The sequence below is a fragment of the Pasteurella sp. P03HT genome (genome assembly GCF_054052285.1).
In genome coordinates this window covers 390,633-412,309 of record NZ_JBSIUM010000001.1, presented here as the reverse complement: position 1 = coordinate 412,309, position 21,677 = coordinate 390,633, and the positions used below count along the sequence as shown (strand labels likewise).

Sequence of the window (21,677 nt, the reverse complement as noted above, 5' to 3'; positions counted from 1 at the left end):
AAGCATAAAGTTCTGCTATTTTCTCAACCTTATCAGCAGGCGTTAAAAACAAACCGCCATAAGTGATTATTATGGCGGTTTAAGAGATATGAGTTCAATCTACTGTGCTTATGGTGTTGTTTCTACGTGTCCGCGTGTACAAATTTTTAACAAAGCATAACCTAAAATAGCAGATAAGCCAGACCCCATTAGGATCCCTAAACGTGCTAAGGCAGTAACATCTTCATTCGTCGTCTCACCACCAAAGGCAAGTCCTGCGAGGAACATCGACATCGTAAATCCAATTCCACAAAGCACGGATACCGCAAAGATTTGCTTGAAGTTAATACCTTCTGAAAGCTTGGCAATACCGAGCTTCACCGCGATAAAACAGAATGAGAAGATACCAAGTGGTTTACCTAGTAATAAGCCGAGGGCTATACCGATTGGTAACGTAGAAGTGAGGTTATCGATTCCCATGCCTAAGAGTGATACTCCCGCATTACAGAATGCGAATAGCGGTAGAATCGCGAATGCGCTCCAAGGTGAAAGAGTGTGCTCAAAATCATCTAATGGGCGTTCCCCTTTTTTGCCATTGAGAGGAATACAAAAACCGATGATCACACCCGCTAAGGTGGCGTGAACGCCTGATTTTAATACCGATGCCCAAAGAATAATCCCGACAATCCCATATGCAGATAATGCTGTGATTTTTAAACGGTTCATCGTAATAAGAATCGCGATCGCAATGCCTGCAAAAATAAAGGCTTGTGGACTCAAATCATGTGAGAAAAAGAGCGCAATAACAACAATTGCCCCTAAGTCATCAATAATTGCTAACGCAAGTAGAAAGATTTTGAGTGCTAAAGGAACGCGTTTTCCTAACAGTGCGACAACGCCCAGGGCAAAGGCAATATCGGTAGCCATAGGAATTGCCCAACCTTGTTGATATTCAGGGTGATTGGCGTTGAATAACATAAAAATGACTGCGGGAATCACCATTCCACCTACTGCCGCGATGGCTGGGAAGATTGCACGCTGGTAGCTTGAAAGTGAACCTTCTAGTAATTCGCGCTTAACTTCCATGCCGACCAGCATGAAGAAAACGGCCATTAAACCGTCGTTTACCCACATAAGTAAAGGTTTATTTATCATGAATGTCCCGATTTGGACACTGACAGGTGTTTGTAAAAAACTAAAGTAAAGATCGCTAAAAGGTGTATTGGCTAAAACAATCGCTAATGTTGCAAAAATAAAAAGTAAGATGCCGCCCGCAGCTTCTTGTTTTAAAAAATTATGAATTGGTGTTAACATTTTTCCCCTCTTATTTTATTTATACTCCCGCTATTTATATCACTTTTTATGCTGAAAAATGAAATAAAATAATGATTAATTGCATATTTATTTATAGTTATCGGCAATGATCTTACGTTTTTTAAGCAAAATTGGCACTGCAAGTGTGATCCTGGGGTTCGCAATGCCTAATTTCGTTTACTTTTTATCCTCTGATTTATATAACCGATTTTTATATAGGTAGCTTCCTAAGAGTGCATGTGCCAGTGCTTCTTGTTTGAGGGCATCAGGTAATTCTTTTTCAGTAAATTCACCTGTTTGACGATCATAGTGGTAACCACGTGGCGCTACTTTAGGCGTTAAAATGACGACATCAGATCCTTTCATCATAGCTTGTGTTTGGTCATATTGCATAAAAGCACGGTTTGGATTGACATCTTGTGTTAAATCATAACCCATCATTGGATAATTTCCGCTAATTCCCGCTAATGAGAGTAGCGTTGTTGGCATATCAATTTGGCTGACTAAACGTGGATCACGCTTTGCTTCGATACCTTCACCAATAAATAATGCAGGAATGTGGAAGTGCTTAATCGGCACTAAGGCAGCGCCACCTACACGTGAATCATGATCCGCGATAACTAAAAAGAGTGTGTCTTGCCAATACGTTGACTGTTTCGCCAATCTAAAGAAATGGCCAATAGCATAATCAGCGTATTTTGCAGCATTATGGCGCGTTTGTTTGGGTTGGGCATACAGTTCAATTTTTCCATCTGGAAATTCGAACGGATCATGATTACTTGAACTGAAGACTAAGCTAAAAAAAGGTTTGCCTTCGGCGTGCAGTTTGGTAAATGTTTCGTGTGCTTTATCAAACAGATCTTCGTCACTTACCCCCCAAGTCGCTTGAAATTTGGGATTCACATAGTCTTTTTCATCAATAATTTCTTGGAAACCATTGCCATAGAAGAAACTAGCCATGTTGTCGAAATGTTTTTCTCCACCATAAATGAAAGAGGTATGGTAGCCCTGTTTAGCAAGGAGTTCAGCGATGGTAAAGAAACCATGTTGGCTATTACTAAGTTTCACGACTGCTCGTGCAGGCGTGGGAGTGAAGCCTGCAGTCACCGCTTCAATACCTCGTACGGAGCGTGTGCCTGTCGCATATAAATTTTCGAATAACCAGCCTTCTTGTGCCAGTTTGTCAAACTCTGGTGAAAGTGGTAATCCACCTAAGCTACCAATAAATTGTGCGCCAAGGCTTTCTTCTAGGACGATTACAATATTTTTAGGTTTACCTTGATAACTCGCTTGGTTTGCGGTCAATGTAGGAATATGTGATGAAATATAATCACTTTCTGGGCGTCCACGGCTTTGTTTGACAATGCGTAACATTTCTTCTGTTTCCATCTTGCCATACAGCGCAGATGAATTGTCTTCATCTTTAAATTGCTGTGCTGCATAGATCACAGAATAGCCTGAATTTAACACTAAGGAATTGACGAGGGCATCGGAAGAGAATGCTACCATTGCAGGATTGATACCACGATGTGCAAAAGTCGATCTCGCTCCAATAAAGGCGACAATGATAACCAGTACCGTGAGGAGCGGTCGGAATTTCCAACTTGGTGAAGCAAGATATTGTACTGCCCAACCCGCAAGTTTCCAATACACTCCTGTTGCGATTACTGTGAGTGTGATGGTGAGGAACATGGCAAGTAAATGTCCCTCTATTAACATGCTAAAGACTTCTTTTGGGTAGATTAAATATTCAATAAATAAGCGGTTTGGTCGGAAATCATAGGTATCAATAAAAGCTGGGGTAGCTATTTCCATAAATAAAATAAATACGCTGCCAAATGTTAACCAGACACGTAGTATTTTTTGCCATATTGCGCCAAGTCGATTGTGATGATACAGCAGCACGGTCAATAAAGCGGGAACACCAAATAAGTAGCAAAGCGAAACAATATCAATACGGACACCTTGCAAAAAGAGGGCGAGCCAACCATCCACTGCATCGATTCGTTCTGCCTGCCATAACGCTAATCCTAAACGTGACAGATTAAAAATAATCAAGTTGACTGCGCTAAAGAAAAAGATTGGAAATAATAAAGTGCGGTGACTTTTTGAGAAGTTTGAATACATAATGCTTCGTCCAATTATCAGTGTACAGAGAAATTCATGGGCATTAGACCATACAGTTGACGGAATAATGGCATATTATCTGCTTTTTCATTTATTTTGTCTGTAAGTTTTATCTGATTGGGTTAGATGGGGAGAGAAAAGAGGGCAGTTTGCCCTCTTACGTTGTTTGGTGTTCGATATCTTTACGTAAAGATACTAGGAGTTGATCAATTTTAAAGTTTTCCGTATCAATAATTTCAAATTTGTATTTGTCGTATAAGACAAAATCCGTTTTCTTTGGAATTTTGCGTAACATATACATCATGAAACCACTGATCGTTTCATAATTTTCTTGACCTGGGAAATGGCTTAAATTTAAAGCACGCATCACATCTTCTAATGGCGTTGCCCCATCGATCAACCACGAATCTTCATCACGACGTACAATTTGTTCTTCTTCATTTGATACTAATTCGCCCATTACAATACTCATGACATCGTTTAGGGTGATGATGCCGACTACCAGCGCGTACTCATTAACAATCACGGCAAAATCTTCGCCTGTTGACTTAAACAACTCTAATACTTCAAAGAGTGACAAAGTATCAGGTACAAACAACGCTTTGCGTAAAAGTCGACTGTCTGTGAGCGACACGCCTTTTTCAACTTGCAAGTACATGGTCAATAAGGTGTGAGATTCGACATAGCCTAAGATGCGATCTAAGCCATTATCACAAATTAATAATTTGGAATGGGAGTTTTTAGTCAGGGTATCTAATACCGCTTGGCGATCAAAAGAGCGGTCTAAAAAGACAATGTGTTCACGTGTTGTCATGGTTGACGTCACGGTTCTTTCTTGCATATCAAAGATATTTTCAATTAAGTAATGTTCTTGTGCGTTGACTACACCAGCTTCAGCCCCAGCCCCGACAATTGCGACAATATCTTCAGGTGTCATATTTTCTTCGCGAATCGTGGAGATACGGAATAATTTAAAAAAGCCATTGGCAATAGAATCAAAAATCCAAACGAGTGGCTTTAAGACAAAGATACAAAAGGTCATAATGTGCACAGTACGCAGGGCGACTTTTTCTGGATTGATCATGGCTAAGCGTTTAGGGACCAGATCAGCTAATAAAATAAACGCTGACGTGACAAAGGCAAACGCTAACCAAGATGCCACATTATCTAACCATTCCGTTGTAATATGGTTTGCTAATGCGATTTCTAAGTAAGGGCGAATCGCACTTTCACCGATTATCCCGCCTAAAATGGCGACCATATTTAAGCCGATTTGCACCACAGTAATAAAGCGACCAGGCTGCGATTGTAATTCAAGGACCAACGCAGCACGTTCATCCCCTTCATTGACTAAATTTTGTAATTTGAGTTTGCGAGCACCTGCTAGGGACATTTCAGCGGCAGAAATAATTGAACTAATAATAATCAATACGCTTAAGCTTAAGATTGCCTCAAATAAAGTCATATCCTATCTCTAATTTGAATATTTAAACATACAGTGTAAGCGGTTTAATCTGTGACTAAACCGCATGAAGAAAGGTGGAAATTAGTTTTCGCTATCGAACCAGCCACGTATAAACTGGATAGAAAAGAAAAGCGTCATGACTAAGAAAAAGTATAACACATAGGCAAGAATAGGATGACCTGCGGTTTCTCCTTCATCGACTGCTTTAATACTGACGGCATTACGAAATTCATCAAACATTACCAAACGCCAGCCGTAATATTTAATTTGAACCGTTTTTTCTTCTTTGCTGAGAGCCTCTGCTTCAGCGTGCACATTGGCAGAGCCAAATTTAAAATAGAACGGGAAGCCCCATCGGGTATCTTCATTTCGGTACACCATGATTTTCCCATCTTGATGTTGTGTATTAATGAAATATACATCGCGTGTTGGACCATCTGCTGGGTTGGCTTTAGTAATTGGACCATCTTTATCGACGCGTTTGACTTCTACCCCAGTGACTTTTGTTACATCATAACTTGGTGTCACAAAATTCACTGCTGCCGCTAAAAATAGATGAAATAAGAAAATCACCGTGAGAAAAAAGAATTTAAAAAACTTGCGCATCATCCCTTCCTTAAAGAGTAAGTAGATTATTTATTGTACATTAATTTTGAATAAACGTTCAAAGTTTTGCGTCGTTATTTCAGCAAATTGTTCAAACGACACGCCTTTTAATGTAGCCAAGTATTCACATACTTCACGTACATAAGCGGGCTGATTTTGTTTTCCTCGATAAGGCACGGGCGCTAAATAAGGTGAATCTGTTTCCACTAATAAACGATCAAGCGGGACTTGACGTACCACTTCGCGCAACGCTTCCGCATTTTTAAAAGTGATGATGCCAGAAATCGAGATATATAAACCTAAGTCTAAGCCTTGTTTTGCCATCTCCCAATTTTCAGTAAAACAATGCAGTACACCACCGCACTTATCTGCCTGTTGTTCCGTTAAGATGGCAATGGTGTCTTCCCTTGCACTACGTGTATGGACAATCACAGGTTTATTTAATTGGTTGGCAATTTGGATTTGTTCGGCAAAAACTTGTTGTTGTAACGCTTTATTTTCTGCACTGTAATAATAGTCTAGTCCCGTTTCACCAATTGCGATCACTTTCGGATCTTGCGCTAAATGTAATAAGCGTTCGCGGTTAAACGTTTCTTCATCTAAATTGAGTGGATGTACCCCACAAGCAAGCGACACATTATCAAATTGTTTTAGCGTATCATAAACTTGTTCGAAACGACTTAACGTCACCCCAACAGCCAGAAGATGTTTTACTTCTCGTGCTTTGGCTTTAGCGACGACATCTGCCACATTATTGTGTACGTTTTCATAATCTAAGGCATCTAAGTGGCAATGTGAATCAACAATAAACATCTTGTTTTTATCCTTCAAATACTTCTGTAATTAATCGAGTTAAGCCATCTAATAAGAGCAATTCTTGATTAACGGCATTAATTTGGGTGAGATCAGTACGCACTTTTTGCATAATTTTTGTTGCTTTTAATAATTGTTGTGCGCTGTACTGACTACTAAATTGTGAGACACCAGCGGCGAGATCTTGGCAAAGCCAACCTTGTTGAATATGTAGCTTGGCTTTTAGGGCGTCCGATAAGAAGGCTAAAAGCCAATCAAGTTGGTGGAAAAGGATCGCTTTGTCAAAGTCGGGAAGCAGCTCAAGTGGTGAACGTTTACGATAAAATAGCCAAAATTGACGCAAAAAGTCTCGACGTTTTTCCAGCAGACCTTCAGTTAATACCATTTTGGCAAGCAGTGGGCGTCCATAACTGATACGAAGAGCGGTTTGTATCTCGGCGAGTTCAGCAACACATTGTTGTTGTAGCCAGTCTAGTGCCATTGTTGTGTCAGGCGTCTTGATAATCGTCACTTGGCATCGACTGTAAATGGTTGGCATGATTGTTGAGGAAGCATCAGCCTGCAATAAAAAATAGGTGTTAGGTCGCGGTTCTTCCAATGTTTTTAATAAGGCGTTAGCCGCAGCTTCAGTTAAACGTTCTACACCTTGTATATACACCACTTTATTGCCATGCTGTTGGGCGTGCTGGTGAATTTTATCATTAATTTCACGGACCTGATCTACACCAATATCTTTGTTTTCAAGAGGGGCGAGGGTGTACACATCTGGGTGATGATGGGCAGTAAATAAATGGCAGCTATGGCATTGACCGCATGGCTGGTGAGCTTGAGGTTGTTGGCACATAAGCCAGTGCCCGATTTGTTCAAGTAAGTGTGCTGTACCGAGTCCTTGTTCTGTTTTGAACAGTAAAGCATGGTGCCCGTGCTGTTGTTCAAAGGCGCGGAGAGTTTGTTGGTAATAAGGCTCAAGCCAAGGATAATGTCGCATAATCGGATTATCTACTGTTTACTTAAGTGTATTGAGCCAATCTTTGACTGTTTTTTGTACTGCAGCACTCACTTGCTCCATATTTTGTGACGCATCAATACATCTTGCTTTCGGATTATGATGTACTAAGTCTAAATAGCGTTGACGAGTGCGGTGAAAAAAATCGAGATGTTGTTGTTCTATACGATCGAGCTCACCACGTCCCTTTGCACGACGCAATCCAAGCACAGGATCAATATCTAAATAAAGAGTTAAGTCGGGTTCAAAATCACCCAAGACGGTTTGTTTTAGGGTAGTCAATAGACGTTGATCCAATTGACGTCCTCCGCCTTGATAGGCTTGTGATGACATATCGTGACGATCGCCAATCACCCATTTCCCCGCAGCAAGAGCTGGCTTGATCACATTTTCTACTAATTGAATCCGGGCGGCATAGAGCATTAATAGTTCGGCTTTGTCTGTGACAGGTTCTTCCGTTTCATGTTTGATTAACTGACGTAATTTTTCCGCTAAAGGCGTGCCACCAGGTTCACGTGTAAAGACAATATCATGAATTCCTTGTTCGTTTAGTGCACGTACAATACTATCACGGGCGGTGGTTTTGCCAGCCCCTTCAATCCCTTCTAAGACGATAAATTTACCTGTTTTCATGTTATTTTCCGTTTTGTTGAGTACGATACCACTGTAAATATTCTTGCACAGCACGATTGTGCTCGGCTAACGTTTTACTGAATTTATGTCCACCAGAACCATCTGCAACAAAGTATAAAAAGGCCGTTTTTTCTGGTTTTGCCACCGCCATCAAGGCACTTTCACTTGGCATGGCGATCGGTGTGGGAGGGAGACCATCAATGAGATAGGTATTATAGGGTGTCATCGTTTCGAGGTCTTTTTTACGAATATTACTATCGTATTTTTCACCCATACCGTAAATCACCGTGGGATCCGTTTGTAAACGCATTTTCTTATTCAGACGATTAATAAAAACAGAAGCAATTTTGCCTCGTTCTGCGGCGACAGCGCTTTCTTTTTCGACAATAGAGGCAAGAATAAGCATGTCATAGGGGGTGTTTAAGGGTAAGTCTTTATCCCTCTGTTGCCAAGCAGATGCTAACGTGTTTTTCATGCGTTCAACGGCGCGTTTTAATAAAGCGAGATCCGTTGAATGAGCGGTGTAGTGATAGGTATCTGGATATAACCATCCCTCTAATTTTGAGGACCCATTGTTTGTTTGATCAGCATAAGGAATATCCAGTAAGGCGAAAATATCCTGCTCTGTTTTGTGTTGTAAAGTTTGGTTTAAGTGAGGTGCGTTTTCTAATGTTTTTCGCCATGTTTTGAAAGTATCGCCTTCAATAAATTGAATGCTAAATTGCGCTTCTTTACCTGAATTGAGTCGTTGTAATAAGCTTTCAACAGTCGTCATTCCCGCTAATGAATAGGTTCCCGCTTTGATTTTGTTCAGTTCGGGCGTGAGTTTTAATAAATAAGGGAGTAACGTTGCGTCATCGAGCAATTTTTCTTGCTCAAAGAGATGAGCAAGCTTTTGTCCTGTTGTACCACGTTCAATTGTCAGTAATTGATCATCGCTGACTACATTGATTGACTGAGTTTTAAATTGTTGAATTTGAGTATAGATGAACAGTATTGCACCGATACCGATTATCATAACAAAAGATAAAAAGCCGAATAATTTTTTCATTAAGAAATGCGTCTCACTTGTTCACCACACTAAAATTGTTGCGATTATAGCATAAGAAATATCGATATTGAGACACTGAGGGAAGCAAAAGTGCGGTGAAATCTCGATAGATTTTTACCGCACTTTGTGGTTGTCATGTTATGTGTTAGAACAACACACGTGTACGAATGGTTCCATCAATTTCTTTTAATTGATTGAGCAGAGTATGTGCATTGTCAGTTTCAACATCAATCACAACGTAACCAATCGTGGGTTCTGTTTGTAAATATTGCGCGGCAATATTCACGTTAGCAGCGACGAAGACTTGGTTAATTTTATTCAATACGCCTGGTTTATTGTGGTGAATATGCAGTAAACGTTTTGCGCCACTGTGTTCTGGTAAGGAGACTTCTGGGAAGTTGACCGCAGAAAGTGTAGATCCATTATCAGAATATTTAACAAATTTTCCAGCCACTTCTGATCCAATATTTTCTTGAGCTTCAGAAGTCGATCCACCAATATGGGGAGTTAAAATGACGTTATCAAAAGCACGTAATGGCGAAACAAACTCCTCTTGGATAGAGGCAGGCTCTACTGGGAATACGTCTAATGCTGCACCGCGAATTTTACCTGACTCGAGCGCTTGAGCTAACGCGTCGATATCGACGACGGTTCCTCGTGCAGCATTAATTAAAATCGCACCGTCTTTTAGTTGAGCAAGACGTTCAGCGCTCATTAAGTTTTTCGTTGAGGCATTTTCTGGCACATGTAATGAGACCACATCGCTCATGGAAAGCAATTCTTCTAATGTGCGTACTTGTTGTGCATTACCGAGTGGAAGTTTGTTTTCAATATCGTAGAAGAACACATGCATGCCTAGTGACTCGGCAATCACACTCAATTGTGAGCCGATATGACCATAGCCAATGATGCCCAATTTTTTACCACGTACTTCATGTGAACCCGCAGCAGATTTGTTCCAAATACCACGATGCACTTCCGCATTGGCTTGTGGCACGTTACGCATTAAGAGCAAAATTTCACCTAATACTAATTCTGCAACAGAACGAGTGTTGGAGAAAGGGGCATTGAAGACAGGAATGCCACGCTGTTTTGCGGCATTTAAGTCCACTTGGTTTGTGCCAATACAAAAACAGCCAATAGCAATTAATTTTTGTGCGTGTTCTAATACGTCAGCCGTTAAGAACGTACGAGAACGAATTCCAACAAAATGCGCATCTTTGATGGCTTCTTTTAATTCTTCATCGTCAAGGGCTTTTTTATGGTATTCAATATTCGTGTAGCCAGCGGCTTGTAACACTTCAATCGCACTTTGGTGGACACCCTCTAGGAGTAAAAATTTGATCTTCGCTTTATCAAGAGAAACCTTGGTTGTCATATCTGCTTTTTTCCTTCGTATTGATGTTGTTATTCGATCGTTTGCACACCGTCTGGCGTCCCGACAATAATGAGATCAGCAGGACGAAGCGCAAAAATACCATTTGTCACTACACCTGCGACATTATTGAGTTCTTTTTCGATTTCCATTGGGCTCATAATTAAAAAATTATGGACATCTAAAATCACGTTACCATTATCGGTGACCACACCCTCACGGTATTCTGGCGAACCGCCTAAGGCAACAAGTTTACGGGCAACTTGTGAGCGTGCCATTGGAATGACTTCAACAGGGAGGGGAAATGTTGCCCCTAGGATATCGACTTGTTTACTTTCATCGATAATACAAATAAATTTTTTCGCGAGTGCGGCAACGATTTTTTCACGAGTCAATGCCGCACCGCCCCCCTTGATCATCATTTTTTGTGGGTTCACTTCGTCTGCACCATCAACATAAATGTCCAAACTTGATACATCATTTGCACTCAATACTTCAATACCTTGTTTTCTGAGTAATTCTTCAGATGCTTTTGAAGCAGCAACGGCGCCTTTAATTTGATCTTTCATCGAGCCTAACGCTTCAATAAAACAATTGACAGTCGAGCCACTTCCTACGCCCACGATCGTATCAGGTTTGACGTATTGTAAGGCTGCTTTTGCCGCTTGTTTTTTCATTTCAAGTTGATTCATTTTTAGTCCTTTTACTCGCTTAATGAGAAATAATGTCTTATTGCCAATATGAGTATGGCATTTTATCAAAAGAAAATGTTACGTAATCGTTTGCGTATCTTGTAATCACGCCATACTTTAATCCTATTCACGTGGATTAACAAGCTTATTGTGGTAAAAATTGTTCTAACAATTCATTTAAAAAGAGTTTGCCTCGTTCTGTCACTTGCCAGTATTCTGCATGTTGCACAATATACTGTTTAGATAATGCCCACTGGAGTGGTTTTTCAACGTCAGCGAACTGCAGTCCAGTATATTGTTCAAATTCGGCTTTTGGGACAGGTTCTAACAAACGAAAACGATTCATAAAAAATTCAAAAGCGCGATCCGCCGCATCAACGGGTTTTTCTTCGTATAAGTATTCGCCTCGCAAATAACCTTTAGGGTGTTTCGTTTTGCTATAACGAAGGATCTCGCCTGATTCATTGCTGACTTTACCGTGGGCACCACAGCCAATGGCGAGATAATCACCAAAGCGCCAATAATTCAAATTATGTTGGCATTGGTAATCGGGTTTAGCATAAGCGGAGGTCTCATACTGTTTATAACCTGCTTGGGTAAGTAATTGATGACCTTGTTCAAAAATATCCCAGAGTGCATCGTCGTCAGGTAATGTCGGTGGGCGATACGCAAAGAGCGTGTTGGGTTCAATTGTTAGCTGGTACCAAGAAAGGTGTGGCGGATTCAGCGCGATAGCTTGTTTTAAATCGTCTAATGCTTCTTCGAGGGTTTGATTAGGTAACCCGTGCATTAAATCAAGATTGAAACTTTTGAGTCCTGAAACCTGCGCAAATTCGACCGCTCTTTTCGCTTCTGCTGCAGTGTGAATACGTCCTAATCGTTTCAATTTATCGTCATTGAAACTTTGTATCCCCATCGAAATGCGCGTGACTCCAGCGTTGACATAACCACGAAAACGTTCTGCTTCCACTGTTCCTGGATTAGCCTCTAACGTAATTTCAATGCCTGGCTCAAATGGAATGAGCTGTTTTATTTCACTAAGCAAACTGTGTATCGTCTCTGCTGAAAACAGACTGGGTGTTCCACCACCGATAAAAATCGTGTGGAGCTGACGTCCCGCTATGCTGTGAGAAAAACGTTGTAAATCCTGTCTTAGATCAGCCAATAAATGTTTAGCATACTCTTGTTCGGGAATTTTCCCTTTTTGTGCATGCGAATTAAAATCACAATAGGGACATTTTTGCACGCACCAAGGGATATGAATATACAAACTTAATGGAGGGAGAGTGAGCTTCACTTAACGTACCACCACCGCGGTCCCGCTTGCCACAATCATAAACATACTTTTCCCGTCACCGTTAATTGATGTGTAGTTGACTTCGACGCCCACAATCGCATTTGCGCCTAAGCGTTGTGCATTTTTTTGCATTTCTTCAAGGGCTTCTTGGCGAGCTCGCGTAATTTTGGATTCATAGGCTCCAGAACGTCCGCCAAGGATATCCGTGATACCTGCAAAAAAATCGCGAATAAAGTTTGACCCTGCGACGACCTCACCAAAAACCACTTGTTTATATTCAGCAATCTGTTTACCTTCTACATTTGGAGTTGTCGTAATAATCATTTTATTTCCTTTTTATTGTGTCTATTATTGAACATCTTTGTGTCATTTTTCTAATCTTCTGCTAGAGTGCAGCCTGTTATTCATATCAAGGGTATGATATCCCCTGATTAATTACTTTTAGCGGTTAATTTGTTTTTTAAGACTGACAGCGCTTTTGCTCGATGTGAAATTTTTTTCTTCTCAGCAGTTTCAAGTTCAGCAAAAGTACAATTCACCTCTGGGCTGAAAAATAAACTATCATAACCAAACCCATTTTCGCCCTTTTCACTGAAAGCAATTTCACCAAAACATTCTCCTTCGGCAATAATCGGAGAAGGATCGGTTTCATGTTGTAACATGACGATACAACTCACAAATTTTGCTTGGCGTTTATCTTGTGTGACGTGGGCTAATTCCGCGAGCAGTTTATGGCGATTTTGTGCGTCAGCAGTGTCATCGTCAACCCCTGCATAACGCGCAGAATATAAGCCAGGAGCTCCCCCTAATGCCTCAACAACGAGACCTGAGTCATCAGCAATTGCAGGTAAACCTGACATTTTGCTTGCATAACGTGCTTTTAATAACGCATTTTCCACAAAAGTTAATCCTGTTTCTTCGGGACTTTCGATGCCTAAATCCGTTTGTGCAATGACATCAAAACCGAAATCCGCTAGGACATCTGACATTTCTTTGACTTTACCTTGATTGCCTGTTGCTAATACGACTTTTTGTTTCATGTAAACATTCTCATGGTGAATAAAACGTGAAGAAATTATACGCTTTTCTACTCAAGAAACCAAAAAACAAAAAAAGCGGAATGGTAGAATTCCGCTCATGCTATAAGGAAAAGTTAAGACCGTTATAATGTGATACGGGCTTTGTTTTTTTCTAGCGTCGCTGGACCAATTCCTGGTATCTCAAGTAATTGTTCTAACATCGTAAAGGGTCCCTGAGTTTCCCGATATTCAACAATGGCTTCCGCTTTTTTCGCACCAATACCGACTAACGCAGCCTGAATTTCGTTTGCCGTTGCTTGATTAATATTGATTTTATTGATAATTGTCTCAGGTGTGACGGGAGGGGCAGTGCCTGATGTCTGGGTTAGGGTGGAGTGAGTTGAAGGAGCGGTTGCCGCGTAAGTCGGGAGACTGCTAGAGAATATGACAAAAGTGAGGCAAGAGAGAACCAGTGAGGTTAATTTCATACGATTTCCTTTAATGTAATAGAATTAATCATAAATGTGTTGAATTTCAACAAAAAGGAATCTTACTGAAAAAGTCAAAATTGGCTAAATATGCCATGTATTTTTGCGATCTCGATCGTAGAAAAAAATGAGAAAGAAAAAAGCGAGAAGGTTATTCTCGCTTTACTTTTGATTGGTTTATTCTGTGACTTCTGTAATTCGCAATTCTTTTGGCACTTCAAATACCGTATTTTCCTCACAACCTTGTAATTCTTCCACTTCAGTGACACCTAATTGCTGAAGGCGTTTTACAACAGATTGAACGAGTACTTCTGGTGCAGAGGCGCCTGCTGTGATACCAATTGTCTTCACGTTTGCTAGCCATTGTGGATCAATATCATCTGCTTCATCAATGAGTTTTGACATGACGCCCATGCGAGAAGCTAATTCGGCTAAACGATTTGAGTTAGAGGAGTTTTTAGATCCCACAACAATGACCAAATCAGATTGTTGTGCGAGTTCTCGTACCGCTTGCTGACGGTTTGTCGTCGCATAACAAATATCATTTTTACGTGGTCCTTGAATAGCTGGATATTTTTGCTTTAATGCTTCTATGACCTCACTGGTGTCATCAATGGATAACGTTGTTTGTGTCATAAAAGTTAAATCTTCTTCTTTTTTTAAACCAAGTTTTGCAATATCTTCGACACTTTCGATTAAGAAAATGCCTCCTTCAGGATTATCGTATTGTCCCATCGTCCCTTCTACTTCTGGGTGCCCTTCGTGACCGATTAAAATCGCTTTGGTTCCTTTTCGGCTGGCACGAGCCACTTGCATATGGACTTTAGTGACAAGAGGGCAAGTCGCATCAAACACTTTCAAATTACGTTTTTTTGCCTCTTGACGAACCGCTTGTGATACACCATGTGCGGAGAAAATCACAATCGCACCATCTGGTACTTCATCTAATTCTTCAACAAAAACCGCGCCACGCTCACGCAGTCCATTCACAACAAAACGATTGTGCACGACTTCGTGACGAACATAGATAGGTGAACCGTGAATCTCTAAAGCAGATTCAACAATACTAATCGCACGGTCAACACCTGCGCAGAAACCACGTGGATTGGCTAAAATAATTTTCATTATTTTCCTCTATTTTGTTGATTTGGATGGGGGCTCAGACTCATGACGGTTTTTGATCGCATCTAGAATTAAAAGCCCTGCACCAATTGAAATTGCAATATCTGCGACATTAAAAACTGGGTAATGATAAATATCCCAATAAAAGTCTAAAAAATCTACAACAAAACCATGGTAAGTTCGATCAACCATATTGCCCAATGCACCACCAATGATCAGGGCATAGGCATAATTTTGCAGTTTTTGTGATGCCTTATTCTTGTACAGAAAATATACAAGCATCATAGAAATAACACTCGCGAGAACAATGAAAAGATGTTTTTGCCAGCCACTATGTTCCGCTAAGAAACTGAACGCCGCACCGTAGTTACGCACATATGTTAAGTTAAAAAAAGGGAGAATATTGACACTTTCATATAAAGCAAAGTGTTGCACAATGAGATATTTTGTTCCTAAATCAAGTACAAAAGCAACAAGACTTAGCCATAGAAATGACAGCCCTGTTTTAGTTTGTGTCATCAGCACTGATAAAAATCCTTAAAATTGCAGAGGCGAACTGTTAGGTTCGCCCTGATGTAAATGTCCTTGCTATGTTGGGCAAGTCAGTTTCACTGCCCAATGTTCAACTTAAGCAAAATGTCTTACTTCACCATTGCCCTCAACATTTTCAATACAGCGAGCACAAAGCGTTGGATGAGTTGAGTTGACACCAATGGTATCCGAATAATGCCAGCAACGTGGACATTTTTCGGCTGCAGAACGAATGACGCTAACGGCTAATCCTTTCACTTCACCTTCGGAAACGTCGGCTTGAGCAAGAGGTTTGACTTCCGCTTTAGATGTCATTAATACAAAACGTAATTCATTTTGTAATTGGTTTAATACTTCAGCATGTTTTTCATCGGCGTAAATCGTAAGTTCTGCTTCTAATGCGGAACCAATGATTTTGTCATTACGCGCCTGTTCTAATACTCGGTTCACTTCGTTACGTAATGTAATCACTTGTTGCCAATAAGCATCATTCATTGTTTCATGGGCATCTAATGCAAATAACCCTGAGTAAAATTCTTCAGTGAAAACAAATTCCGCACGCTCACCAGGTAAGTATTGCCAAATTTCATCTGCAGTAAAGGATAAAACAGGGGCAATCCAACGGACTAACGCTTCAGCAATGTGCCATAACGCAGTTTGGCAGCTACGACGTGCAAGGCTGTCAGCTTTCGTCGTATATTGACGATCTTTGATGATATCTAAATAGAATGAACCCATTTCAACAGAACAGAATTTCATCAAACGCTGAATAACAGTATGGAATTGGTAGTTATCGTAAGCGTCTTTAATTTCATTTTGCGCTTGTAATGCACAGTCGACAGCCCAACGGTCTAAAACCATCATTTGCTCAGGTTTTACTAAGTCACGTTTAGGATCAAATCCATTTAAATTAGCTAATAAGAAACGTGCTGTATTACGAATACGGCGATAAGTATCACCCGCACTATTTAAGATATTATGTGATACGGCGATTTCCCCCGTATAGTCTGTTGAAGCAACCCACAAACGTAAAATATCCGCGCCATTTTTGTTCCATACTTCACTTGGTAAAATCACATTACCAAGTGACTTAGACATTTTGTAGCCTTTCTCATCCACAGTAAAACCGTGAGTCAGAACTTGTTTATAAGGCGCTTTATTATCAGTTGCAGTAGAAAGCATGAGGGAAGACATAAACCAACCACGGTGTTGGTCAGACCCCTCTAGATACATGTCTGCTTCATTCCCATTAAATTCTGGGCGATCTTTTACCACGGAGAAATAGGTTGAACCAGAGTCAAACCAAACATCTAGGGTATCTGGTACTTTGATGTATTGCTCTGCCTCGTCACCAAGTAATGTTTTAGGATCAAGATCCCACCATGCTTGAATACCTTTTTCTTCAACGCGTTTAGCAACCTCTTCGACTAATTCCACTGTGCGTGGGTGAAGTTCTTCAGTTTCTTTGTGGATAAAGAGTGCGACAGGGACACCCCAGGTACGTTGACGAGAAATACACCAGTCTGGGCGATTTTCAACCATTTTTTCAATGCGTGCTTGTCCCCAGCTTGGAATCCAGCGTACTTTTTGGATTTCACGTAAGGCTTGTTGGCGTAAACCTTGTTTTTCCATGCCAATGAACCATTGTGGTGTCGCACGGAAAATGATTGGGGTTTTATGACGCCAACAGTGTGGGTAGCTGTGTTTAATCTTACTGAATTTTAATAATGCTCCAACCTCTTGTAGTTTTGCTACAACCAGATCATTGGATTCAAACACGCCTTTACCCGCAAAGAAAGGAACATCAGCTTTGAATAAACCGTCATTACCAATTAAGCCCGCCATCTCGATCCCATTTTTCATCGCGATGATATAGTCATCATGACCATGATCAGGGGCAGTATGGACAAGACCTGTGCCACCATCAGTTGTCACGTGATCGCCTAAAATAAATGGGACATCATATTCATAGAACGGGTGGTTAAAGCGCAACCAGTTTAGATCCGCCCCTTTAGCTTCACCTAATACATCGAATTGTTCAATATTCGCTGCTTTTACAACATCTTCAACGAGATCTTTCGCTAAAATGACACGTTCTGTTCCAAATTGGACGAGTTGATAATCCAAATTTTCGTGGAGGGCAATCGCGCGGTTAGATGGAATGGTCCATGGTGTTGTTGTCCAGATCACTGCTGAAATAGTACCAGTGCCTTTTCCGACGGCTTGAAATTTTTGTTCTACTGTTGTTGGATCGACTGCATTAAAGCGCACATAGATGGAGGGTGAAACACGATCTTCATATTCCACTTCCGCTTCTGCTAAAGAAGACGCACAGTCTAAACACCAATGTACTGGTTTGGAACCTTTGTAGAGGTGACCATTTTCGACGGCTTTACCAAAGGCGCGGATAATGTTTGCTTCAGTATGGAAATTCATAGTGAGATACGGATTATCCCAGTCACCTAATACGCCCATACGGATAAAATCAGCTTTCTGTCCTTCTACTTGTTCTGCAGCATAGCGACGGCAGGCTTCACGAAATTCTGCTGCTGAGATTTTTTCATTAGGTTTACCCACAATACTTTCTACTTTTAATTCGATCGGTAACCCGTGGCAGTCCCAACCAGGAATATAAGGTGAATCATAGCCTAATGCTGTTTTTGACTTGATAATAATATCTTTAAGAATTTTATTAACGGCGTGACCTAGATGGAGTGAACCATTTGCGTAAGGAGGACCATCATGCAAAATAAATGATTTTTTGCCTTTCGAGGCTTCACGGATTTTTTGGTAGAGGTTGTTTTCATACCAATGTTGTAACATTTGTGGTTCACGCTTCGCGAGATCACCACGCATAGGGAAACCTGTTTCTGGTAGGTTTAAGGTATTTTTATAATCAACTGTCATTGTGATATCCCAATTAATAAAATTAACTAATCTGTTACCGATTGCTGTAGGCTGAAAAATTGTTTTGCTGTGTCCACATCCTTGGCAATTTGCTGTTTTAATGCCTCAAAAGTGGGAAATTTAAATTCGTTACGGATTTTATGGCAAAATTCTACTTCAATACACTGACCATAAATATCATCTTTAAAATTAAATAGATGAGTTTCTAATAGCTGTACCGCACCATTGATTGTCGGTCGACTTCCAATGTTTGCCACGCCCAGATAAATCATATTATTTTTTAATCGCACTTTGACGGCGTAGACACCTTTAACGGGATTAACTTGGCGGTGTAGTGGTATATTGGCAGTAGGAAAACCGATTGTGCGACCAAGCTTATTACCATGTGCAACACGTCCGAAAATACGATAAGGTTTGCCTAGCATTTTGGCCGCATGTAACAAGTCATCCTGAGCTAATGCTTCACGAATTGCAGTGCTACTAATACGTAGTTGCTCAACACAAAAGCTATGATTATCTTCAACGATAAAACCAAATGCTTCGCTGGCTTGTTGTAATAGCGTAAAATCGCCCTGTCGTTTTGCACCAAAACGGAAATCATCCCCAATACTTAAAAATTTCACGTTTAATTTATTGACTAACCAATCTTTGATGAAGGTTTGTGCATCTTGTTCAGCAAAGTATTGGTTAAAACGAATACAAATCACATAATCAACTTCTGCTTTGGCAAGATAATGTAATTTATCACGTAACCGCATTAAACGTGCGGGCACTGCCTCACCAGTAAAATATTCGCGTGGTTGTGGCTCAAATAACATCACCACAACGGGTAAGTTTAACGCATCAGCTTTTTGGCGTAAGTGCTTCAAAATCGCTTGATGACCTAAATGGACACCATCGAAATTGCCGATAGTTAGCGCGCAGCCAGATAAATTTTTAGGTAAATTATGGATGCCACGAATGAGTCGCATTGGAATTGTTATCCGTTCGAAATTTATAAGCCAAAATAATCCGAACATTATAAGCATAAATTAAGCAAATAGGCGATATTTTTTTATGCTTATCCTTTGCTCATTACGTGTCGTTTTCGTATGCCCACTAAGACCAACATACCAAAATAAGCAATCACAGCTAAACCGATTAACCATAAGAGCCAATGTACACGGCTTAAGAAACTCATTGCATGCCATTCAAGCAACGTTGGCGTGTGATACCAAACGAGCCCCCCCATAACCGATGCAGAGAGCAACACCTTCCCTAAAAAGACTGCACTTTTCTGACTAAAATGGTAAACGTCAGCCCGAGCTAGCCCACGGTATAATAAATACGCATTAAGCGTTGCCGATAAGGCAGATGCCATAGCCAGCCCTACATAACTAAATGGAATGGCAAGTAAGTTGAATCCCATGTTGCTGATCATCGCGATGATGCCAATTTTTACTGGTGTTTTCGTATCTTGGCGAGCATAATAGCCATTTGCTAAAATTTTAATCAGCATGAAACTGAGTAGCCCTGCATTAAATGCCCATAACGAAAGAGACGCCGCTTGTACGTCACTTAACCCAAAATGCCCACGCATGAACAAGACAAGTAGAAGTGGTTGGGCTAAAATTGCGATCCCTACCATTGCTGGCACACCAAGGAGTAAGATCATACGAACTCCCCAATCCATTGTATGACGAAAATCGACCGCACTTTGTGCCGCATTCTCATTACGGTTTACATGGTGACGTGCCAATGTGGGTAAAATAACCGTTGAGATAGCGATACCAAATAGACCGAGTGGAAATTCTAATAGGCGATCAGAGTAATAGAGCCAGCTGATTGATCCTGTCATTAAAAAACTCGCGATTAGAGTATCAAGTAGTAAGTTAATTTGACTGACGGATACACCAAATAATGCGGGGATCATCAACGTTCGAATTTTTTTGACGCCTTCATCGTGCCAAGCCCATTTGGGTTTGACCAATAAGCCTGCTTTTTTCAAAAATGGAATTTGGAATAAAAATTGTAATAGACCGCCCACAAAAATACCAATTGCGAGCGCAAGATCAGGATTGTCCATTCGTGGCGCGAGGAAAAGTGCGGTACAAATCATCGCAATATTGAGTAACACAGGCGAAAAAGACATGACACCAAACTTACCAATCGTATTCAGAATTGCACCAGAGAGTGCAACAAACGTCACGAACCAGAGATAAGGAAACGTGATTTTTAGCAGCAAAGAGGCTTGCTCAAATTTGACTGCATTCGGTCCATCATTGAGCCAATCGAGAAACCACCCTGTACCAAAAATCGCAGCCACAATAGGTGAAAAAATCATAGCCAGCACAGTCACAATAGAGACCAATCCGCCTAAGGTTCCAGATACTTTGCCAATAAATTCACGTGTTTTATCAAGGTCACCCGATTTTTGATACTCGGCAAGAACGGGAACAAAGGCTTGTGAAAATGCGCCTTCGGCAAATAAGCGTCGTAAGAAGTTAGGGATCTTATTTGCGAACAAGAAAACATCTGCTGCTACACCAGCACCGAGTAAGTTGGCGATAACGATATCTCGTATTAACCCTAAAATACGTGATAGTAAGGTCATGGTACTGACAACGATGCCAGATTTTAATAATCCTTTGCTCAAAATAATGTACTCAAGGTGATGGTCTGAAGAAAATTTATGTAATTGTATAGAAATTTTGTTTTTACGCTATATTCTAAGTGAAAAAACTGCTAAAATCTCGCCCACATCGTTTGGTGAGCCATATTGAGAGTGCTTGATTGATATAACGATGCAAAAACTTTCGGTTGTGTCTCACCGAAACCAACAACAAATTTTCAGTGATAAAGGCAATTTGTCATTGACAAAAGCATAGAAAATAGGCATATTTTACGCCTTTAATTTATCTCGTTTACTAACACATAATTTTAGGAGTTTGACCTTGGCTAATATCAAGTCAGCTAAAAAACGTGCGATTCAATCAGAAAAACGCCGTCAGCACAATGCAAGTCAACGCTCAATGATGCGTACTTACATTAAAAAAGTTTACGCAGCAGTAGCAGCAGGTGATAAATCAGTAGCAGAAGCAGCATTCGTAGAAATGCAAAAAGTTGTAGACAGAATGGCTTCTAAAGGTTTAATCCACGCAAACAAAGCAGCTAACCACAAAGCGAAATTATCTGCACAAATCAAAAAATTAGCGTAATTTTTCGATTTTTAGTAAAAATAAAACCGCGCCTTATCAAGGGGCGGTTTTTTAT

General features: G+C 40.6%; 20 protein-coding genes. 1 reads left to right on the top strand and 19 read right to left on the bottom strand.

Features of this window, described 5'->3' with window-relative positions:
* Positions 1–108: 108 nt before the first annotated feature.
* The 19 genes from nhaA to murJ form a co-directional block, all read right to left on the bottom strand.
* Positions 109–1,293: a Na+/H+ antiporter NhaA gene (gene nhaA, locus ACWIT3_RS02000; protein WP_457161148.1), complete on the bottom strand. Its 1,185-nt coding sequence runs from the start codon at positions 1,291–1,293 to the stop codon at positions 109–111.
* Positions 1,294–1,470: 177 nt separating this feature from the next.
* Positions 1,471–3,420, bottom strand: a complete 1,950-nt coding sequence (locus ACWIT3_RS01995) for an LTA synthase family protein (protein ID WP_457161147.1) — start codon at positions 3,418–3,420, stop codon at positions 1,471–1,473.
* Between the two features lie 157 nt (positions 3,421–3,577).
* Positions 3,578–4,885 (bottom strand): hemolysin family protein, encoded by a 1,308-nt coding sequence (locus ACWIT3_RS01990; protein WP_457161146.1) that lies wholly within the window; start codon positions 4,883–4,885, stop codon positions 3,578–3,580.
* An 81-nt stretch (positions 4,886–4,966) separates the two neighbouring features.
* Positions 4,967–5,491 (bottom strand): DUF1523 family protein, encoded by a 525-nt coding sequence (locus tag ACWIT3_RS01985; RefSeq protein WP_457161194.1) that lies wholly within the window; start codon positions 5,489–5,491, stop codon positions 4,967–4,969.
* Positions 5,492–5,521: 30 nt separating this feature from the next.
* Positions 5,522–6,304 (bottom strand): YchF/TatD family DNA exonuclease, encoded by a 783-nt coding sequence (locus tag ACWIT3_RS01980; RefSeq protein WP_457161145.1) that lies wholly within the window; start codon positions 6,302–6,304, stop codon positions 5,522–5,524.
* 7 nt (positions 6,305–6,311) lie between these two features.
* Positions 6,312–7,295 (bottom strand): DNA polymerase III subunit delta', encoded by a 984-nt coding sequence (locus ACWIT3_RS01975; RefSeq protein WP_457161193.1) that lies wholly within the window; start codon positions 7,293–7,295, stop codon positions 6,312–6,314.
* Positions 7,296–7,310: 15 nt separating this feature from the next.
* The gene (tmk, locus tag ACWIT3_RS01970) at positions 7,311–7,943 is read right to left on the bottom strand and encodes a dTMP kinase (protein ID WP_457161144.1); all 633 of its coding nucleotides are present in this window, start codon (positions 7,941–7,943) and stop codon (positions 7,311–7,313) included.
* Position 7,944: 1 nt separating this feature from the next.
* The gene (mltG, locus tag ACWIT3_RS01965) at positions 7,945–8,994 is read right to left on the bottom strand and encodes an endolytic transglycosylase MltG (RefSeq protein WP_457161143.1); all 1,050 of its coding nucleotides are present in this window, start codon (positions 8,992–8,994) and stop codon (positions 7,945–7,947) included.
* Positions 8,995–9,139: 145 nt separating this feature from the next.
* Positions 9,140–10,372 (bottom strand): phosphoglycerate dehydrogenase, encoded by a 1,233-nt coding sequence (serA, locus tag ACWIT3_RS01960; protein ID WP_457161142.1) that lies wholly within the window; start codon positions 10,370–10,372, stop codon positions 9,140–9,142.
* Positions 10,373–10,401: 29 nt separating this feature from the next.
* Complete coding sequence (gene rpiA, locus ACWIT3_RS01955; protein ID WP_457161141.1) at positions 10,402–11,061, bottom strand: ribose-5-phosphate isomerase RpiA; 660 nt, start codon at positions 11,059–11,061, stop codon at positions 10,402–10,404.
* Positions 11,062–11,206: 145 nt separating this feature from the next.
* Positions 11,207–12,358: a radical SAM family heme chaperone HemW gene (gene hemW / locus ACWIT3_RS01950; protein ID WP_457161140.1), complete on the bottom strand. Its 1,152-nt coding sequence runs from the start codon at positions 12,356–12,358 to the stop codon at positions 11,207–11,209.
* On the bottom strand, positions 12,359–12,682 hold the full coding sequence (locus tag ACWIT3_RS01945) for a YbjQ family protein (protein WP_046339630.1): 324 nt from the start codon (positions 12,680–12,682) through the stop codon (positions 12,359–12,361).
* 107 nt (positions 12,683–12,789) lie between these two features.
* On the bottom strand, positions 12,790–13,398 hold the full coding sequence (gene rdgB, locus ACWIT3_RS01940; RefSeq protein ID WP_457161139.1) for an RdgB/HAM1 family non-canonical purine NTP pyrophosphatase: 609 nt from the start codon (positions 13,396–13,398) through the stop codon (positions 12,790–12,792).
* Between the two features lie 122 nt (positions 13,399–13,520).
* Positions 13,521–13,865 carry a ComEA family DNA-binding protein gene (locus ACWIT3_RS01935; RefSeq protein ID WP_457161138.1) on the bottom strand — a complete coding sequence of 115 codons (345 nt, stop codon included), beginning with the start codon at positions 13,863–13,865 and terminating at the stop codon, positions 13,521–13,523.
* Between the two features lie 177 nt (positions 13,866–14,042).
* Entirely contained in the window at positions 14,043–14,990 is a 948-nt protein-coding gene (gene ispH / locus ACWIT3_RS01930; RefSeq protein ID WP_457161137.1) for a 4-hydroxy-3-methylbut-2-enyl diphosphate reductase, read from the bottom strand.
* Between the two features lie 9 nt (positions 14,991–14,999).
* Complete coding sequence (gene lspA, locus ACWIT3_RS01925; RefSeq protein ID WP_457161136.1) at positions 15,000–15,506, bottom strand: signal peptidase II; 507 nt, start codon at positions 15,504–15,506, stop codon at positions 15,000–15,002.
* A 108-nt stretch (positions 15,507–15,614) separates the two neighbouring features.
* Positions 15,615–18,425, bottom strand: a complete 2,811-nt coding sequence (gene ileS / locus ACWIT3_RS01920; RefSeq protein WP_457161135.1) for an isoleucine--tRNA ligase — start codon at positions 18,423–18,425, stop codon at positions 15,615–15,617.
* Positions 18,426–18,451: 26 nt separating this feature from the next.
* Complete coding sequence (gene ribF, locus ACWIT3_RS01915) at positions 18,452–19,396, bottom strand: bifunctional riboflavin kinase/FAD synthetase (RefSeq protein ID WP_457161134.1); 945 nt, start codon at positions 19,394–19,396, stop codon at positions 18,452–18,454.
* A gap of 89 nt (positions 19,397–19,485) precedes the next feature.
* Positions 19,486–21,060 (bottom strand): murein biosynthesis integral membrane protein MurJ, encoded by a 1,575-nt coding sequence (gene murJ / locus ACWIT3_RS01910; RefSeq protein ID WP_457161133.1) that lies wholly within the window; start codon positions 21,058–21,060, stop codon positions 19,486–19,488.
* Positions 21,061–21,358: 298 nt separating this feature from the next.
* On the opposite strand from murJ, the gene rpsT reads away from it, so the two are divergent.
* Positions 21,359–21,622: a 30S ribosomal protein S20 gene (rpsT, locus tag ACWIT3_RS01905; RefSeq protein ID WP_046339622.1), complete on the top strand. Its 264-nt coding sequence runs from the start codon at positions 21,359–21,361 to the stop codon at positions 21,620–21,622.
* Positions 21,623–21,677 lie beyond the last annotated feature (55 nt).

What these genes read in the sequence shown, in the direction of transcription:
- ACWIT3_RS01995 (WP_457161147.1), bottom strand. Translation starts at nt 3,420, where the DNA reads ATGTATTCAAACTTCTCAAAAAGTCACCGCACTTTATTATTTCCAATC.
- ACWIT3_RS01990 (WP_457161146.1), bottom strand. Translation starts at nt 4,885, where the DNA reads ATGACTTTATTTGAGGCAATCTTAAGCTTAAGCGTATTGATTATTATT.
- ribF (WP_457161134.1), bottom strand. Translation starts at nt 19,396, where the DNA reads ATGCGACTCATTCGTGGCATCCATAATTTACCTAAAAATTTATCTGGC.
- ACWIT3_RS01945 (WP_046339630.1), bottom strand. Translation starts at nt 12,682, where the DNA reads ATGATTATTACGACAACTCCAAATGTAGAAGGTAAACAGATTGCTGAA.
- rpiA (WP_457161141.1), bottom strand. Translation starts at nt 11,061, where the DNA reads ATGAATCAACTTGAAATGAAAAAACAAGCGGCAAAAGCAGCCTTACAA.
- tmk (WP_457161144.1), bottom strand. Translation starts at nt 7,943, where the DNA reads ATGAAAACAGGTAAATTTATCGTCTTAGAAGGGATTGAAGGGGCTGGC.
- ACWIT3_RS01935 (WP_457161138.1), bottom strand. Translation starts at nt 13,865, where the DNA reads ATGAAATTAACCTCACTGGTTCTCTCTTGCCTCACTTTTGTCATATTC.
- ACWIT3_RS01980 (WP_457161145.1), bottom strand. Translation starts at nt 6,304, where the DNA reads ATGTTTATTGTTGATTCACATTGCCACTTAGATGCCTTAGATTATGAA.
- nhaA (WP_457161148.1), bottom strand. Translation starts at nt 1,293, where the DNA reads ATGTTAACACCAATTCATAATTTTTTAAAACAAGAAGCTGCGGGCGGC.
- rdgB (WP_457161139.1), bottom strand. Translation starts at nt 13,398, where the DNA reads ATGAAACAAAAAGTCGTATTAGCAACAGGCAATCAAGGTAAAGTCAAA.
- mltG (WP_457161143.1), bottom strand. Translation starts at nt 8,994, where the DNA reads ATGAAAAAATTATTCGGCTTTTTATCTTTTGTTATGATAATCGGTATC.
- serA (WP_457161142.1), bottom strand. Translation starts at nt 10,372, where the DNA reads ATGACAACCAAGGTTTCTCTTGATAAAGCGAAGATCAAATTTTTACTC.
- ispH (WP_457161137.1), bottom strand. Translation starts at nt 14,990, where the DNA reads ATGAAAATTATTTTAGCCAATCCACGTGGTTTCTGCGCAGGTGTTGAC.
- ACWIT3_RS01985 (WP_457161194.1), bottom strand. Translation starts at nt 5,491, where the DNA reads ATGCGCAAGTTTTTTAAATTCTTTTTTCTCACGGTGATTTTCTTATTT.
- lspA (WP_457161136.1), bottom strand. Translation starts at nt 15,506, where the DNA reads ATGACACAAACTAAAACAGGGCTGTCATTTCTATGGCTAAGTCTTGTT.
- ileS (WP_457161135.1), bottom strand. Translation starts at nt 18,425, where the DNA reads ATGACAGTTGATTATAAAAATACCTTAAACCTACCAGAAACAGGTTTC.